Source organism: Amycolatopsis orientalis DSM 43388, from assembly GCF_000411975.1.
GTDB lineage: Bacteria > Actinomycetota > Actinomycetes > Mycobacteriales > Pseudonocardiaceae > Amycolatopsis > Amycolatopsis orientalis_D.
Window position 1 is genome coordinate 98316 of record NZ_ASXG01000148.1, and the last position, 14586, is coordinate 112901.

Annotated in this window: 14 protein-coding genes; 9 read left to right on the forward strand and 5 right to left on the reverse strand. The window is 70.6% G+C overall.

Annotated features, from left to right (window positions below):
- Positions 1 to 392 precede the first annotated feature (392 nt).
- Positions 393 to 1157: a crotonase/enoyl-CoA hydratase family protein gene (locus tag L942_RS29805; protein WP_037367080.1), complete on the reverse strand. Its 765-nt coding sequence runs from the start codon at positions 1155 to 1157 to the stop codon at positions 393 to 395.
- Between the two features lie 104 nt (positions 1158 to 1261).
- On the opposite strand from L942_RS29805, the gene L942_RS29810 reads away from it, so the two are divergent.
- Both L942_RS29810 and L942_RS29815 read left to right on the forward strand, forming a co-directional pair.
- The gene (locus L942_RS29810; RefSeq protein WP_037366980.1) at positions 1262 to 1810 is read left to right on the forward strand and encodes an HD domain-containing protein; all 549 of its coding nucleotides are present in this window, start codon (positions 1262 to 1264) and stop codon (positions 1808 to 1810) included.
- An 85-nt stretch (positions 1811 to 1895) separates the two neighbouring features.
- Positions 1896 to 2330: a L,D-transpeptidase gene (locus tag L942_RS29815; protein ID WP_037366983.1), complete on the forward strand. Its 435-nt coding sequence runs from the start codon at positions 1896 to 1898 to the stop codon at positions 2328 to 2330.
- On the opposite strand, the gene L942_RS29820 is transcribed toward L942_RS29815, so the two are convergent.
- Both L942_RS29820 and L942_RS29825 read right to left on the reverse strand, forming a co-directional pair.
- Entirely contained in the window at positions 2331 to 3488 is a 1158-nt protein-coding gene (locus L942_RS29820; RefSeq protein ID WP_037366985.1) for an NAD(P)/FAD-dependent oxidoreductase, read from the reverse strand.
- Entirely contained in the window at positions 3485 to 3802 is a 318-nt protein-coding gene (locus L942_RS29825) for a bifunctional 3-phenylpropionate/cinnamic acid dioxygenase ferredoxin subunit (RefSeq protein ID WP_037366987.1), read from the reverse strand. Before L942_RS29825 ends, L942_RS29820 begins: the two co-directional genes overlap by 4 nt.
- A 280-nt stretch (positions 3803 to 4082) precedes the next feature.
- Between L942_RS29825 and L942_RS29830 the strand changes: the two genes are divergently transcribed.
- On the forward strand, positions 4083 to 5204 hold the full coding sequence (locus L942_RS29830) for an aromatic ring-hydroxylating oxygenase subunit alpha (RefSeq protein WP_037366990.1): 1122 nt from the start codon (positions 4083 to 4085) through the stop codon (positions 5202 to 5204).
- Positions 5205 to 5222: 18 nt separating this feature from the next.
- On the opposite strand, the gene L942_RS29835 is transcribed toward L942_RS29830, so the two are convergent.
- On the reverse strand, positions 5223 to 5594 hold the full coding sequence (locus L942_RS29835) for a hypothetical protein (RefSeq protein WP_106965081.1): 372 nt from the start codon (positions 5592 to 5594) through the stop codon (positions 5223 to 5225).
- A 100-nt stretch (positions 5595 to 5694) separates the two neighbouring features.
- Positions 5695 to 6357 (reverse strand): GntR family transcriptional regulator, encoded by a 663-nt coding sequence (locus L942_RS29840; RefSeq protein WP_200862967.1) that lies wholly within the window; start codon positions 6355 to 6357, stop codon positions 5695 to 5697.
- 71 nt (positions 6358 to 6428) lie between these two features.
- On the opposite strand from L942_RS29840, the gene L942_RS29845 reads away from it, so the two are divergent.
- From L942_RS29845 to L942_RS29870, 6 genes are read left to right on the forward strand one after another with little or no spacing between them, the layout of a single operon-like run.
- Positions 6429 to 7673, forward strand: coding sequence for a sarcosine oxidase subunit beta family protein (locus L942_RS29845; RefSeq protein ID WP_037366995.1), 1245 nt, complete (start codon positions 6429 to 6431; stop codon positions 7671 to 7673).
- Positions 7674 to 7681: 8 nt separating this feature from the next.
- Complete coding sequence (locus L942_RS29850) at positions 7682 to 7960, forward strand: sarcosine oxidase subunit delta (protein ID WP_037366998.1); 279 nt, start codon at positions 7682 to 7684, stop codon at positions 7958 to 7960.
- Complete coding sequence (locus L942_RS29855) at positions 7957 to 10746, forward strand: FAD-dependent oxidoreductase (protein ID WP_037367000.1); 2790 nt, start codon at positions 7957 to 7959, stop codon at positions 10744 to 10746. Before L942_RS29850 ends, L942_RS29855 begins: the two co-directional genes overlap by 4 nt.
- On the forward strand, positions 10736 to 11287 hold the full coding sequence (locus tag L942_RS29860; protein WP_106965082.1) for a sarcosine oxidase subunit gamma: 552 nt from the start codon (positions 10736 to 10738) through the stop codon (positions 11285 to 11287). Before L942_RS29855 ends, L942_RS29860 begins: the two co-directional genes overlap by 11 nt.
- Positions 11284 to 12129, forward strand: coding sequence for a formyltetrahydrofolate deformylase (gene purU / locus L942_RS29865; RefSeq protein WP_037367002.1), 846 nt, complete (start codon positions 11284 to 11286; stop codon positions 12127 to 12129). The genes L942_RS29860 and purU overlap by 4 nt, the downstream gene beginning before the upstream one ends.
- A gap of 19 nt (positions 12130 to 12148) precedes the next feature.
- Complete coding sequence (locus L942_RS29870) at positions 12149 to 14572, forward strand: GcvT family protein (RefSeq protein ID WP_037367005.1); 2424 nt, start codon at positions 12149 to 12151, stop codon at positions 14570 to 14572.
- Positions 14573 to 14586: the final 14 nt, after the last annotated feature.

A 14586-nucleotide genomic window follows, 5' to 3' on the forward strand; every position in this document is an offset into this window, starting at 1 on the left:
CCGCGCGCGGCCACGATCGGGGGGTCGTGCCGGCGATCGGGACGCAACCGGAGATTCCGCCCTCGCGGAAGGAAAACGGGCCGGGGTCGGGGGAGTGCTCCGGAATCCGGTGCGAGAGCCGAGGCGGAACGGCGAACGCCGCTGGGCACCGGAGCGTCCGCTGACCGATCGCTGCCGGATGTGCGCTCAATGCGCAACCCGCTGGCTCCGCGGGTTCCGGCGGCGAACGAGCGAGGCGCCGGATCGCGGTGCCGCGCGCCCCGCAGACGCCGTTCGGGCAGAGATCGGGCGGTCTGGCCGGTGCGGAGGGCCTCGAATCGACCCCGCTGAGGCCGGTGTCCGGAGACTCTTCGCGCTGGCCTGCCTTCGCCGGGAAACTCCGGCGGAGGCGGCTAGTTCTCGAACGACCCGTGCCTGCCCGCGCCCTCGGCGAACCTCGTGGCTCCCGCGATGCTGTCCGTGCGCAGGGACTGCATCCCGTGCCGGAATTCGTTGTCCAAGGCGGATTCCTCGCTCAACGACTCGTTTTCCAGCAAGGCCGCGCGGTCCTCGCGCAGGCAGGTCTGCGGGAACGCGGCGATTTCCCTGGCGAGCGCGACCGCCGCGGGCACGGCCTGCCCGCTCGGCACGACGCGATTCGCCAGCCCGATCCGGTGTGCTTCCTCCGCGTCGACCGGGCGTCCGGTGAGCACCAGATCGAGCGCGCGGCTCCGGCCGATCAGCCGCGGCAGCCGCACCGTGCCGCCGTCGATCAGCGGGACGCCCCAGCGCCGGCAGAACACGCCGAACACCGCCGTTTCGTCCGCGATCCGGAGGTCGGCCCAGATCGCCAGCTCCAGTCCGCCCGCGACGGCGTGGCCGGACACCGCCGCGAGCACCGGCTTGCGCAACCGCAGGCGCGTCGGCCCCATCGGGCCGTCGCCGTCCGGTTCGGTGCGGTTGCCGCGGCCCTCGCTCACCGCCTTGAGGTCCGCGCCCGCGCAGAACGTTCCGCCGACTCCGTAGAGCACCGCCACTGACGCTTCCGAGGCGTCGAATTCCCGGAAGGCGTCGGCCAATGCCTCGGCAGTGGCGCGATCGACGGCGTTGCGGCGCTCCGGCCGGTTGATGCCGATGGTGGTGACCGGACCGTCGTGCTCGACCAGCACAGTGCTCACGCGGGCCTCCTGCGGAAGAAGCGGATGTCCGGGCAGCATGCCACGGCCCGTAGGCTCCGGCACTGGAATCGGCACCGGGCAGGCACGGGAAGGGGACCGCGGGAATGGACGGCCTTGCGGCGTTCGGGTTCGAGCTGGGAGTGCTCAAGCGGGTCCGCCGCGCGGGCTGGTGGCAGGCGGGGGTCCGGGACCCGGAGTCGGTGGCCGAGCACAGCCTCCGGGCCGCGCAGCTGGCCGCGCTCCTCGCCGCCGAGGAAGGCGCGAACCCCGAGCGCGCCGCGTTCCTCGCGCTGTGGCACGACACCCAGGAGACCCGCACCGGCGACCTTCCGCACACCGCCGCGCCCTACCTGACGAAGCCGGAACCGCGCGCCATCACCGCGGACCAGACCGCGGGCTTGCCGCGTGCCTCGGCGGAAATCGTGCAGACAGCGGTAGACGAGTACGAAACGCGCGAGTCGCCCGAAGCGCGATGCGCGAAGGACGCCGACAAACTCGAGATGCTCTTCCAGGCCCTCGAATACCGGGCGGCCGGAGTATCCACAGTGGACGAATGGCTCGTGTCGGCGCGGGCCGGGCTTTTCACCGGAACCGCGCGGCGCGTCGCCGAGGCCGCGCTGGCGATGTCGCCGCTGGCGTGGCGGTCTCGTTAGAGCTCACCCACATGGGCGCACTTGTGGTTTAAGACTGTCCTCTCTGGGAAAGATCCAAAGTACGACCATCTCGGGGAGGCACAGGATGAACCGGAAACTCACCGCAGTGCTGGCCAGTGTCGCCGCGATGGCAGCGACGATCGGATTCGCTTCGAGCGCGGAGGCGGCGGGGCCGCCGTGCAGCGCCCAGGCGAAGGCGTGCCTGAAGCTGTCGTCGAACACGGCGTGGCTGATGGACCACGGCAAGGTCACCCGAGGCGGAGTGCGCGTGACCGTCGGCAAGCCCGCGTACCCGACCCCGGTCGGCACGTTCCGCGTGCAGTACAAGGATCTGCACCACTACAGCAAGCAGTTCCACGGCCCGATGCCGTACTCGGTCTTCTTCACCAACACCGGGGTGGCGTTCCACCAGGGCAGCCTCAAGGTCCAGTCGCACGGCTGCGTCCACCTGTCGCACGCCGACGCGGTGGCGTTCTTCAACACGCTGCAGCCGGGCGACGTGGTGCAGGTGGTGCGGTAATCAGCCGACGGGCATCGGCCGCCGCAGCGCTTGCCGGCGCAGGCGGCCGAACCCCCTCGGGTTGTTGAGCCCGAACACCGCCACGGTCGCGCCGTCGCGGTGGTAGGTGGCGAGGAAGGACTCGTCGTCCGGGCCGCCTTCGGCGAAGCGCACCTCGTCGCCGGGGGCGGGATGCCCGGCGAGCTGGAGCGTTCCGGCGTATTGATCGGACCAGACGTAGCCGCTCGGTTCGTACTCCCGGACCACCTGCCCGGCCAGCAGATTGGCGACCGCGACCGACGCCTGTTCGGTGGCGTTCGTCCAGTGCTCGTGCCGGGTCCCGGCCGGTCCGTATGCCGCGACGTCGCCGGCGGCGACCACGTTCGGCAGCGAGGTGACCAGACCCGCGTCGGTGCGCACGCCGTTGCCGATCGCCAGCCCAGACCCCTCCAGCCACTCGACCGCCGGAACCATGCCTATCCCGGCGACGACCACCTCCGCGGGCAGGTTCTCGCCGGTTTCCAGCTGTACCCCGGTGACCCGGCCGGCCGCCGCGGAAAGCCCGGCCACCCCGGCCCCGCAGCGCAACGTGACCCCGTTCCGGCCGTGCAGCCGCGCGCAGATCCCGCCGAGTTCCGGGCCCAGCACTCGCACCATGGGCGTCGGGAGCGCCTCCAGCACCGTGACGTCCAGGCCCAGAGCGTTGGCCGTCGATGCCACCTCGGCGCCGATGAATCCTCCGCCGACGATCACCGCTCGCGCCCCGGGAACCAGCTCCTCGCGAAGCGCGAGTGCGTCGTCCAGTGTGCGCAGAACATGAACTCCGGCAACGGATTCCGCCCCCGGAAGGGCACGAGCACGCCCACCGGTGGCGAGGACGACGCCGTCCGCTTCGAGCTCCCCGTCCGAGAGGACGACCCGACCGGTCGACGGATCGAGACGCTCCGCGCGAGTGCCGAGCCGGAGCTCCAGCGAGGCGAGATCGTCGGCGTCGACCAGGTCCAGCGACTCGCGCGACGCGGTCCCGGCCAGGAAGCTCTTCGACAGCGGCGGCCGGTCGTAGGGGAGATGCGGCTCCTCGCCGATCAGCACCACGCGACCGTCGAACCCCTGGGCGCGCAGCTCCTGCGCGGCGCGGGCACCGGCGAGCGAAGCGCCGACGATCGCGACCGTTTTCACGCAGCGTCCTCGGCGGCGCCGGCGAGCACGTAGATCACGCCGTCGTCGACCTGCACCTGGTAGGTGCGCACCGGCTGTTTCGCGGGCAGGCAAGACGGCATCCCCGTGCGCAGGTCGAAGAGCGCCGCGTGCAGCGGGCACTCCACGAAGCAGCCTTCGAGCCAGCCGTCGGCCAGCGAAGCGTCCTGGTGGGTGCAGGTGTCCCCGATCGCGTACAGCTCGCCGTCGGCGTTGAAGACGGCGATGGGCTCCGGCCCCGCGATCCGGACGGACTCGCCCGGGGGCAGCTCGTCCACAGTGCACGCGCGCAGCATTGATTCCTCCGAAGCTGGGGATTGTTGCGTATTAAGGAACACCTGACGTGATACGCAACAGAGTCTGGGCGCGCGGAAGGGGTGCCGTCAAGGGGTTCCGGGGTGGAGTTTTTCGGAGCGCTGTTCCGGGTGAAAGCCGTGGTCGAAGGCGGTTCCGGCGAACGGGTGCGGTGCCTTCGGCGGTGCTTGACAGCGCCCCCGCCGAGCCTCATCTTGTTCCGGAGAGGGCAACAAGACGCGTAATACGCAACTTCGATCGTGTTCGAGAGGAGCCCTGCCGGTGACCGCCATCGACCTCCCGCAGAGCCTGCTGCCGACTCTGCCCGGGCCGCACTACACCGACCCGGCGATCTTCGCCCGGGAGCAGGAGCGGATCTTCGAAGCGGGGTGGTTCTGCGCCGTGCGCAGTGCCGACCTGCCGTCGCCCGGCTCGTTCGAGACGGTGCAGGTCGGTCGCGAGAGCGTGCTGATCGCGCGCGGCCGCGACGGGGCGTTGCGCGCGTTCCTGAACATCTGCCGCCACCGCGGCGCGCGGCTGTGCACCGACGAGAAAGGTTCGGTGAAGCGCGCTTTCCAGTGCATGTACCACGCCTGGACCTACGGTCTCGACGGAAAGCTCGTCGCTGCCCCGAATTTGACCGGCATGCCGGACGTCGACCGGGTCGAATACGGTCTCACGCGGGTGCATCTGCGCGAATGGCTCGGCTACGCCTGGGTTTGCCTCGCCGAAGAAGCACCGTCCTTTGCCGACACTGTGATGGCCGACGTGAGCGAGCGGCTCGGCGGCCCGGGCGAGATCGAGGCGTACGGCATCGAGAATCTGGCGCTGGGCCGCCGCATCGAGTACGACGTGCGCGCGAACTGGAAGCAGATCATCGAGAATTTCATGGAGTGCTACCACTGCGCGACGATCCACCCGGAACTCACCGAGGTGCTTCCGGAGTTCGCCGACGGGTACGCCGCGCAGTATTTCGTCGGCCACGGCGCGGAATTCGGCGCGGACGTCACCGGGTTCACTGTGGACGGCGGCGACGGCCTGCAGCGGCTGCCGGGCGTCGGCGAGCACCAGGACCGGCGGTACTACGCGATCACGATCCGGCCGCAGGTGTTCGTGAACCTGGTGCCGGACCACGTGATCGTGCACCGGATGTTCCCGCTGGCCCCGGACCGCACGCTGGTCCGCTGCGACTGGCTGTACCTGCCGGAGGTCGTCGAGTCGGGCGCGGACCTGGACCGCTCGGTGGAGCTGTTCCACCGGGTGAACCAGCAGGATTTCGAGGCGTGCGAACGGTGTCAGCAGGCGATGGGCTCGCGCGCGTACGCCCGCGGCGGCGTGCTGGTGCCGAGCGAACACCACATCGGCGAGTTCCATGACTGGGTGCGGGCGCGGACCGGGGAGTAGCACCCGCGCCCGCGCCGGTCACGGCTGGATGTTCATCTCCGGGCCGATGTACTCGCGCACGCGGACCGCTTTCCCATCCTTCGCCTCGACGATCTGCACGAGGTGCAGCTTCACCGGGTTGCCGCCGACCTCGATCTCGACGGCCGCCTCGTTGAAGAATCCCTTTTCGGTGAAGGTGACGCCGACCGGCCGGAAGTCCGGCACCGGTCCGTCGCCCGCGCGCTCGTGCACGGCGGCGACCGCCTCGGACACCGTGACCCATTTGTCGTCGGCGCTGTGCCAGACGGGACAGTCCTGGACGCAGATTTCGAGGAAGAGGTCGATGTCGGCCAGCGCCTTCACCCAGTTCTCGGCGAGTTCGGCGGTGGCCTGGTCTGGTGTGGTGCTCATCGGCTCGCGGTGCCTTCCGCTCGGGGATCGATTCCCCGATGCTGCCGGGACGCGGGCGGCCGGAGTGTCCAAGTTCCCGGACACTCCGGCCGCGGACCGGTCAGATCAGCGCCCGGATCGCCGACTCGAAACCGGTCACGTGGTCGAGCGTCAGCGCCGCCGCCTTCTTCGCGTCGCCCTCGGCGATCGCGGTCAGCAGCGGCGAATGCTCGTCGACGTGCCCGGCCATGCCGCGCAGCCGGGGGAGGAACACGCACCAGATCCGGGTCGCGAGGTTGTCGTAGTGGATCAGCGTGTCCTCGAAGAACGGATTGTGCACGCAAGCGTAGATCGCGCGGTGGAGTTCGAGGTCGGTGCGCAGGAGGTCGGCGTTTTCCCTCGGCGCGGCCGAATCCAGCCGATCGCGCAGTTCGGCCAGCCGGGTCCGCTCCGCGTCGGTCGCCCGCGTCGCGGCGGACGCGGCGGCCGTCGGCTCGAGGGTGCGCCGGACCTCGGAGATGTGCGCGAGATCGGAGATGTTGACGTCCGTGGCGAACGTGCCGCGGCGCGGATACGCGACCACGAGGCGTTCGGTTTCGAGCCGCTTCAGCGCTTCGCGGATCGGCGTGCGGCCCATTTCGAGCACGCTGCCCGCCCATTCCTCGTTGATCGGGTCGCCCGGCTTGATGTCGAGCATGACGAGGCGGTCACGCAGGAACTCGTAGGCGCGTTCGGCCAGCGACGGGGCGGCGGCCGGGATGACGTGGTTGACCGGGGTGCTCACCCGGCATACTCTACAGCGAAGATTGATATATCAGTAGTCGACCAGTTGTCCGATACGGGAGGCCAGCCGGAATGACCACGACCGACCAGCCTCGTCCCCCGGGCGCGGACCTTCCGGAGCACCCGGATTTCCTCTGGCGGGACCCGGAACCGCGGCGCGCGTACGACGTCGTCGTGGTGGGCGGCGGCGGGCACGGCCTCGCGACCGCCTACTACCTCGCCAAGGTGCACGGCATCACGAACGTCGCGGTGCTGGAGAAGGGCTGGCTCGCCGGCGGGAACATGGCCCGCAACACGACGATCATCCGCTCCAACTACCTGTGGGACGAAAGCTCCGGGATCTACGAGCATTCGCTGAAGCTGTGGGAGGGGCTCGAGGAAGACCTCGGCTACCCGATCCTGTTCAGCCAGCGCGGCGTGCTCAACCTCGCGCACAGTCTGCAGGACGTTCGCGACAGCGTGCGCCGGGTGAACGCCAACCGGCTCAACGGGATCGACGCCGAATGGGTCGACGCGGACGGAGTCAAGGAACTCTGTCCGATCGTGAACACGTCGCCGGACGTGCGCTACCCAGTGCTCGGCGCGACCTACCAGCCGCGCGCCGGGATCGCCAAACACGACTACGTGGCTTGGGGTTTCGCCCGCGCGGCCGCCGCGATGGGCGTCGACCTGATCCAGAACTGCGAGGTCACCGGTATCGAGACGCGCGGCGGCAAGGTCGTCGGCCTCGAAACGAGCCGGGGCCGGATCGCGGCCGGGAAGGTCGCGCTGTGCGCGGCCGGGCACAGTTCGGTGCTGGCGAAGATGGCCGGAATCGACCTTCCGCTGGTGTCGCATCCGCTGCAGGCGCTCGTGTCGGAGCTGCTCGAACCGGTGCACCCGACGGTGGTGATGTCGAACGCCGTGCACGTCTACGTTTCCCAGGCGCACAAGGGAGAACTCGTGATGGGCGCGGGCATCGACTCCTACGCCGGCTACGGCCAGCGCGGCGCGTTCCACATCATCGAGGACCAGATGGCCGCCGCGCTGGAGCTGTTCCCGGTGTTCGCGCGGGCGCACCTGCTGCGGACCTGGGCGGGCATCGTGGACGTGACCCCGGACGCGTCGCCGATCATCGGGCTGACCCCGGTGGAGAACCTGTACCTCAACTGCGGCTGGGGGACCGGCGGGTTCAAGGCCACGCCGGGCGTCGGCGACTGCTTCGCGCACACCGTCGCGAAGGGCAAACCGCATCCGTACGCCGAGCCGTTCACCCTCGACCGGTTCACCACCGGCGCGCTCGTCGACGAGCACGGCGCCGCCGCCGTCGCGCATTAGGAGCCACTGTGCAGCTGATTCCCTGCCCCTGGTGCGGTCCCCGCGAGGAGACCGAATTCCACTACGGCGGCCAAGCCCACGTCGCGTACCCGGAGGACTCGGCGGCGCTGTCGGACGAGGAGTGGGCGAAGTACGTCTTCTTCCGCGCCAACCCGAGCGGCCCGCTCGCCGAGCGCTGGACGCACAGCGCGGGCTGCCGCCGGTGGTTCAACGCCGTCCGCGACACCCGCACCCACGAGCTCGCGGCGGTCTACCGCCTCGACGAACCCCGGCCGGTGATCCCATGACCTTCCGCCTCCCCAGTGGCGGCCACGTCGACCGCGACACCCTGCTCCAGTTCACCTTCGACGGCCAGCTGTTCACCGGGCACCCCGGCGACACGCTCGCGTCCGCCCTGCTGGCCCACGGCGTGCACCAGGTCGCCCGGAGCGTCAAGCTCGGCCGCCCGCGCGGCATCATGGCGGCCGGCGTCGAAGAGCCGAACGCGGTGGTGCAGCTGGAAAAGCCGTTCCCCGAGCCGATGCAGACCGCCACCACCGTCGAGCTGTACGACGGCCTGGTCGCGCGCAGCCTGTCCGGCCAGGGCCGATTGGCGACCGAACCGGACCCGGCCCGGTACGACGCGAAGCACCTGCACTGCGACGTGCTGGTGGTCGGCGCGGGTCCGGCCGGTCTGGTCGCCGCCCGGACCGCGGCCCGCGCGGGCGCCCGGGTGGTGCTGGTGGACGACCAGCCCGAGCCCGGCGGTTCGCTGCTCGGCTCGAACGAGTACGTCGACCTCAAGCCCGCCGTCGAATGGGCGCGCGCGATCGCCGACGAAGTCCGCGCGACCCCGGACGTGCACGTGCTAGACCGGACCACCGCGTTCGGCGCCTACGACGACGGGTTCGTTCTGGCCTTGCAGCACCGCACGTCCGGTGCGGCCCGGCAGCGTGTGTGGCGGATCCGCGCGCGGCAGACCGTCCTCGCGACCGGTGCGCACGAACGCCCGATCGTGTTCCCGGACAACGACCGCCCCGGCATTCTCCTGGCCGGTGCCGCGCGGACGTACTTGCACCGGTACGGAGTCCTGCCCGGCCGCCGAGCCGTGGTGTTCACGATGGACGATTCCGCCTACGCCACGGCGGTCGACCTCGCCGACGCCGGTGTGGAGATCCCGCTGGTGGTCGACGTCCGCCCGGCCGCCCCGGAAAACTGGGCCGCGGCTTGTGCGGAGCGGGGCATCGAAGTCCGCACCGGGGCCGCGGTGACCGCGACCGAAGGTGCCGAGCGCATCACCGGCGTGCGCGTCGCCGGGGAACTGATCCCGTGCGACACGCTGCTGGTCTCGGGCGGCTGGACTCCGGCGGTCCACCTGTTCAGCCAGCAGCGCGGTGCCCTGCGCTACGAGCCCGCGCTCGGTGCGTACCTGCCGGACGGCGACCTCCCGGCCGCCCGGGTGGCCGGCAGCGCGAACGGGACCCTGGACTTCGCCGGGTGCGTGCGAGAAGGCCGCGCCGCGGCGGGCAAAGCCCTTGCCGGAGCCGGCATCGAGGCGCCGGCGGAACTCCCGCTGCCGGTCTCCGACGCGCCGCCGCGCGAGCTGGCCCCCGCCGTCGAATGGCAGATCCCCGGAACCGGGTCCGAAGCGGACACCCGGTTCGTGGACCTCCAGCGCGACGCCACCGTCTCCGACGTCCTCCGGGCGACCGGCGCGGGCCTCGCCTCGCTGGAGCACGTCAAGCGCTACACCACCATCGGCACCGCGCACGACCAGGGCAAAACCTCGGGCATGCTCGCCGCCGGGATCACCGCCGAAGCCCTCGGCGTCGACCTGGCGGACCGCCGCCCGACCACCTACCGCCCGCCGTACACGCCGGTTGCCTTCGCCGCGCTCGCTGGGCGCAACCGCGGCGAACTGCACGACCCGATCCGCGTCACCGCACTGCATTCCTGGCACGTCGAGCACGGCGCGGAGTTCGAGAACGTCGGCCAGTGGAAGCGCCCGTGGTACTACCCGCAGCCGGGGGAGGACCTGCCCGCGGCGGTCCGGCGGGAGTGCGTCGCCGCCCGCACCGACGTGGCCATGATGGACGGTTCCACCCTGGGCAAGATCGACGTCCAGGGCCCGGACGCCGCCGAGTTCCTGGATCTGCTCTACACCAACATGATGAGCACGCTCAAAGTCGGCCGGATCCGGTACGGCGTGATGTGCGGGGTCGACGGGATGGTGATCGACGACGGCACCGTCATCCGCGTGGCCGAGGACCGCTTCCTGGTCACCACGACCACCGGCAACGCCGCGATGGTGCTCGACTGGATGGAGGAGTGGCTGCAGACCGAGTGGCCGCACCTGCGCGTGTTCGCCACCTCGGTCACCGAGCACTGGGCCACCGTCGCCCTCGTCGGCCCCCGTTCGCGCGAGGTGCTGGCCGGTCTCGCGCCCGAGCTCGACGTCAGCAACGACGCGTTCGGGTTCATGGCCTGGCGCGACGCCGAGGTCGCCGGGATCGCCGCGCGGGTGTGCCGGATCAGCTTCTCCGGCGAGCTGGCGTACGAGATCAACGTCCCGTCCTGGTACGGCCTGGCACTCTGGGAAGCCTTGGCCGCGCAGGGCATCACCCCGTACGGCACCGAGACCATGCACGTTCTGCGCGCGGAGAAGGGCTACCCGATCATCGGCCAGGACACCGACGGCACGGTCACCCCGCACGACCTCGGCATGAGCTGGGCGGTGTCCAAGAAGAAGGCAGACTTCCTCGGCAAACGGTCCTTCTCCCGATCGGAGAACCTGCGCCCGGACCGCAAGCAGTTCGTCGGCTTGCTGCCGGTCGATCCGACCGTGCTGCTGCCGGAGGGCGCGCAGATCATCGAAACCGCGCACGTGCCGAAGCCGCCGGTCCGCATGCTCGGCCACGTCACCTCCAGTTACCCGAGCGCCGCGCTGGACCGCACGTTCGCGCTCGCCCTCGTCCGCTCCGGCCGGGAACGGATCGGGGAGACGCTGCATGTCGCGGACGGCGACCAGGTGGTGCCGGTGACGGTGACCGAATCCGTGCTCTACGACAAGGAGGGGACCCGACGTGACGGCTAAGATCCTGTCGCCGCTCGCGGAGCATGCGGGCCTGCTCGCTGGCTGCGCGCCCGCAGTGCTCGCCGAAGAACGCCCGTTCGTTTCGCAGCTCAACGTCCGCATCCGCGAGGGCCACGACGCCGCCGCCGCGGTGCTCGGCACCGCGCTGCCGGACGTCTGCCGGTTCACCAGCGGCATCGGCGACGTCCTGTGGCTCGGCCCGGACGAGTACCTCGTGCTTGGCGCGCCCGATGGCACCGAAGCCGCGCTGCGGGAAGCCATCACGGTCGGCGCGGTGACCGACGTGTCCGCTCAGCGCACCACGGTGCAGCTGGCCGGACCGGCGGCCCGCGACGTCCTCGCACACGGCTGCGCGATCGACCTCCATCCGAAGGCCGCGCCGCCGGGCACCTGCGTCCAGACTTTGTATGCGCGCACCGGAATCGTCCTGCTGGTACGGGAAGCGAGCGAGTTCACCGTGCTCGTCCGCCAGTCGTTCGCCCCCTATTTCGCCGCCTGGCTCGCCGACGCGGCGCTGGAATACCGAGAGGAGGAGTCTTGACCCAGTTCACCTTGACCCTGCACTGCCCCGAGCGCTCCGGGATCGTGCACGCGGTGACGACATTCCTCGTCAGCAACGGCTGCGACATCGTCGAGCACCAGCAGTTCGACGACGACGTGCACGGGGAACTGTTCCTGCGCACCGAATTCACCTGCGCCGGACCGGCCACAGTGGACGATCTCACCCGCGAGTTCGACCTCGTCGCGCGGGACTACGCCATGCGGTACCGGTTCTCCGACCGCACTCCGGACCGGCTGCTGGTGATGGTCTCCAAGGCCGGGCACTGCCTCAACGACCTCCTCTTCCGCTGGCGCGCGGGTGCGCTCGGCGCGGAAATCGCGCTCGTCGCGTCCAACCACGAGGACCTGCGCCCGATGGCCGAAGCCGCCGGGCTGCCGTTCGTGCACATCCCGGTCACGCCGGAGACCAAGCCCGAAGCCGAACAGCGGCTGCTGGACCTGGTGGCCGAGCACGACATCGACCTCGTGGTGCTGGCGCGCTACATGCAGGTCCTCTCCGACGAGCTGTGCCAGAAGCTGCAGGGCCGCGCGATCAACATCCACCACTCGTTCCTGCCCGGGTTCAAGGGCGCGAAACCGTACGCGCAGGCCTACGACCGAGGCGTGAAGTACGTCGGTGCGACCGCGCACTACGTGACTCCCGAACTCGACGAGGGCCCGATCATCGAACAAGAGGTGCAGCGGGTCGACCATTCGCACTCGCCGCGCGCGCTCGCGACCGTCGGCCGCGACGCCGAAGCCCTCGCGCTTTCCCGCGCGGTGCGCTGGCACTGCGAACGGCGCGTCCTCCTCAATGGCAACCGGACCGTCGTCTTCCGCTGACCTATCCCAGGGAGTTCTCATGACGCGTGTCGTGATCATCGGCGCCGGGATCGTGGGCGCGAACCTCGCCGACGAGCTGACCCTGCGCGGCTGGACCGACGTCACCGTGCTCGACCAGGGCCCGCTGCCGCTGACCGGCGGTTCGACGTCGCACGCGCCGGGACTGGTGTTCCAGACCAACCCGTCGAAGGCGATGACCGAGTTCGCCGGCTACACCGTCGCGAAGCTGCTCGACCTGGGCTGTTTCCACCAGGTCGGCGGCATGGAGGTGGCCAGCACCGCGGCGCGATGGGAGGACCTGAAGCGCAAGCACGGCTGGGCGACGTCGTGGGGGGTCGGCGCGTACCTGATCGACCCGGACGAATGCGTCCGCCGCTGGCCGTTGCTGGACGAGAAGCAGATCTTCGGCGCGCTGTACGTGCCGACCGACGGGCTCGCCGTCGCCTCTCGCGCGGTGGAGGAGCTGATCAAACGGGCTTCGTCGCGCGGCGCGCGGTTCGTCGGCTCGACCCGGGTGACCGGCATCGAGCAGGCGCACGGCCACGTCACCGGCGTCCGGACGGCGGACGAGGTGATTCCGGCCGACATCGTGGTGTCCTGCGCCGGTTTCTGGGGCCGGGAGATCGGCGAGATGGCCGGCCTGACCGTGCCGCTGCTTCCGCTGGCCCACCAGTACGCGAAGACCGGCCAGCTGCCCGAACTGGCCGGGGCCGACCCGGTGCGCCCGGCGCTGCCGATCCTGCGCCATCAGGACCAGGACCTCTACTTCCGCCAGCACGGCGACCGGCTCGGCATCGGCTCGTACGCGCACCGCCCGATGCCGGTGGACACCTTCGCCGAACCCGGCGAAGTCACCGCGTCCGCGATGCCGTCGATGCTGCCGTTCACCGAGGAGGATTTCGCGCCGTCGTGGGAGGAAAGCAAGCTCCTGCTGCCCGCGCTCGGCCAGACCAAGGCGGAGGAGGGGTTCAACGGCATCTTCTCCTTCACGCCGGACGGCGGCTCGCTCGTCGGCGAGTCCTCCGACGTGCGCGGATTCTGGATCGCCGAGGCCATCTGGGTGACGCATTCCGCGGGCATCGCGAAGGCCGTCGCGGAGTCCATTGTGGACGGCCGCGCCGAAACCGACCTGCACGAACTGGACGTGCACCGGTTCGAGGACGTCCAGCTCGCTCCGGACTACATCCGCGAAACCGCGCAGCAGAACTTCGTGGAGATCTACGACGTGCTGCACCCGCTGCAGCCCCGGCTTTCGCCGCGCGACCTGCGGGTCAGCCCGTTCCACGCCCGGCAGCGGGAACTGGGCGCGGTGTTCCTGGAAGCCGGCGGCTGGGAGCGGCCGCACTGGTTCGAGGCCAACGCGTCCCTGCTGAAGGACCTGCCGCACGACTTCCTCCCGCCCGCGCGCGACGCCTGGGCCGGGCAGTTCCATTCGCCGATCGTGGCGGCCGAGGCCTGGCACACCCGAAACCGCGTGGCGATGTACGACATGACGCCGCTCAAGCGGGTCGAGGTCAGCGGCCCGGGTTCGCTCGAATTCCTGCAGGGGCTGACGACGAACCAGCTGGCGAAGTCGGTCGGCTCGGTGACGTACACGCTGATGCTCGACGACGCGGGCGGCGTCCGCAGCGACATCACGGTGGCGCGGCTGGAACCGGAGCTGTTCCAGGTCGGCATCAACGGCAACATCGATTTCGCGTATCTGCGCAGCCGCGCTCCGGAAGGCGTCCGCGTCGTCGACACCACCGGCGGCACCTGCTGCATCGGCGTCTGGGGCCCCCTCGCCCGGGACCTGGTGCAACCGCTGTCGGGCGACGACCTTTCGCACACCGGGCTCAAGTACTTCCGCGGCCGCCGGGCCCGGATCGGCGGGGTGCCGGTGACGATCCTGCGACTGTCCTATGTGGGCGAGCTGGGCTGGGAGATCTACACTTCCGCGGACAACGGCCAGCGCCTGTGGGACGTGCTGTGGCGAGCCGGCCAGCCGCTCGGCGTGATCGCGGCCGGGCGCGGCGCGTTCAACAGCCTCCGGCTGGAGAAGGGCTACCGGCTGTGGGGCGCCGACATGACCACCGAGCACGATCCGTACGAGGCCGGGGTCGGGTTCGCGGTGCGCCCGGCGAAGGGCGAGTTCGTGGGCCGGGCGGCCATCGACGGCCGCAGCGAGGAGACCTCGGCGCGGCGGCTGCGCTGCCTCACCGTGGACGACGGCCGGACCGTCGTGCTCGGCAAGGAACCGGTGTTCGTCGACGGCGCCCCGGCGGGTTACGTCACGAGCGCGGCTTACGGCTACACCGTGGGTCGTCCCATCGCCTACGCCTGGCTGCCGGGCGCGGTCGAGATCGGCGACCAGGTGGAGATCGAGTACTTCGGACGGCGAGTCGCCGCGACAGTGGCCGCGGAACCGCTGGTCGACCCCGGGATGGAGCGCATCCGGCGCTGAGAAGGAGAACCGTC

Coding starts and splice junctions, on each gene's coding strand:
- L942_RS29810 (WP_037366980.1), top strand. CDS start 1,262: ATGGACGGCCTTGCGGCGTTCGGGTTCGAGCTGGGAGTGCTCAAGCGG.
- L942_RS29815 (WP_037366983.1), top strand. CDS start 1,896: ATGAACCGGAAACTCACCGCAGTGCTGGCCAGTGTCGCCGCGATGGCA.
- L942_RS29825 (WP_037366987.1), bottom strand. CDS start 3,802: ATGCTGCGCGCGTGCACTGTGGACGAGCTGCCCCCGGGCGAGTCCGTC.
- L942_RS29835 (WP_106965081.1), bottom strand. CDS start 5,594: ATGAGCACCACACCAGACCAGGCCACCGCCGAACTCGCCGAGAACTGG.
- L942_RS29845 (WP_037366995.1), top strand. CDS start 6,429: ATGACCACGACCGACCAGCCTCGTCCCCCGGGCGCGGACCTTCCGGAG.
- L942_RS29855 (WP_037367000.1), top strand. CDS start 7,957: ATGACCTTCCGCCTCCCCAGTGGCGGCCACGTCGACCGCGACACCCTG.
- L942_RS29870 (WP_037367005.1), top strand. CDS start 12,149: ATGACGCGTGTCGTGATCATCGGCGCCGGGATCGTGGGCGCGAACCTC.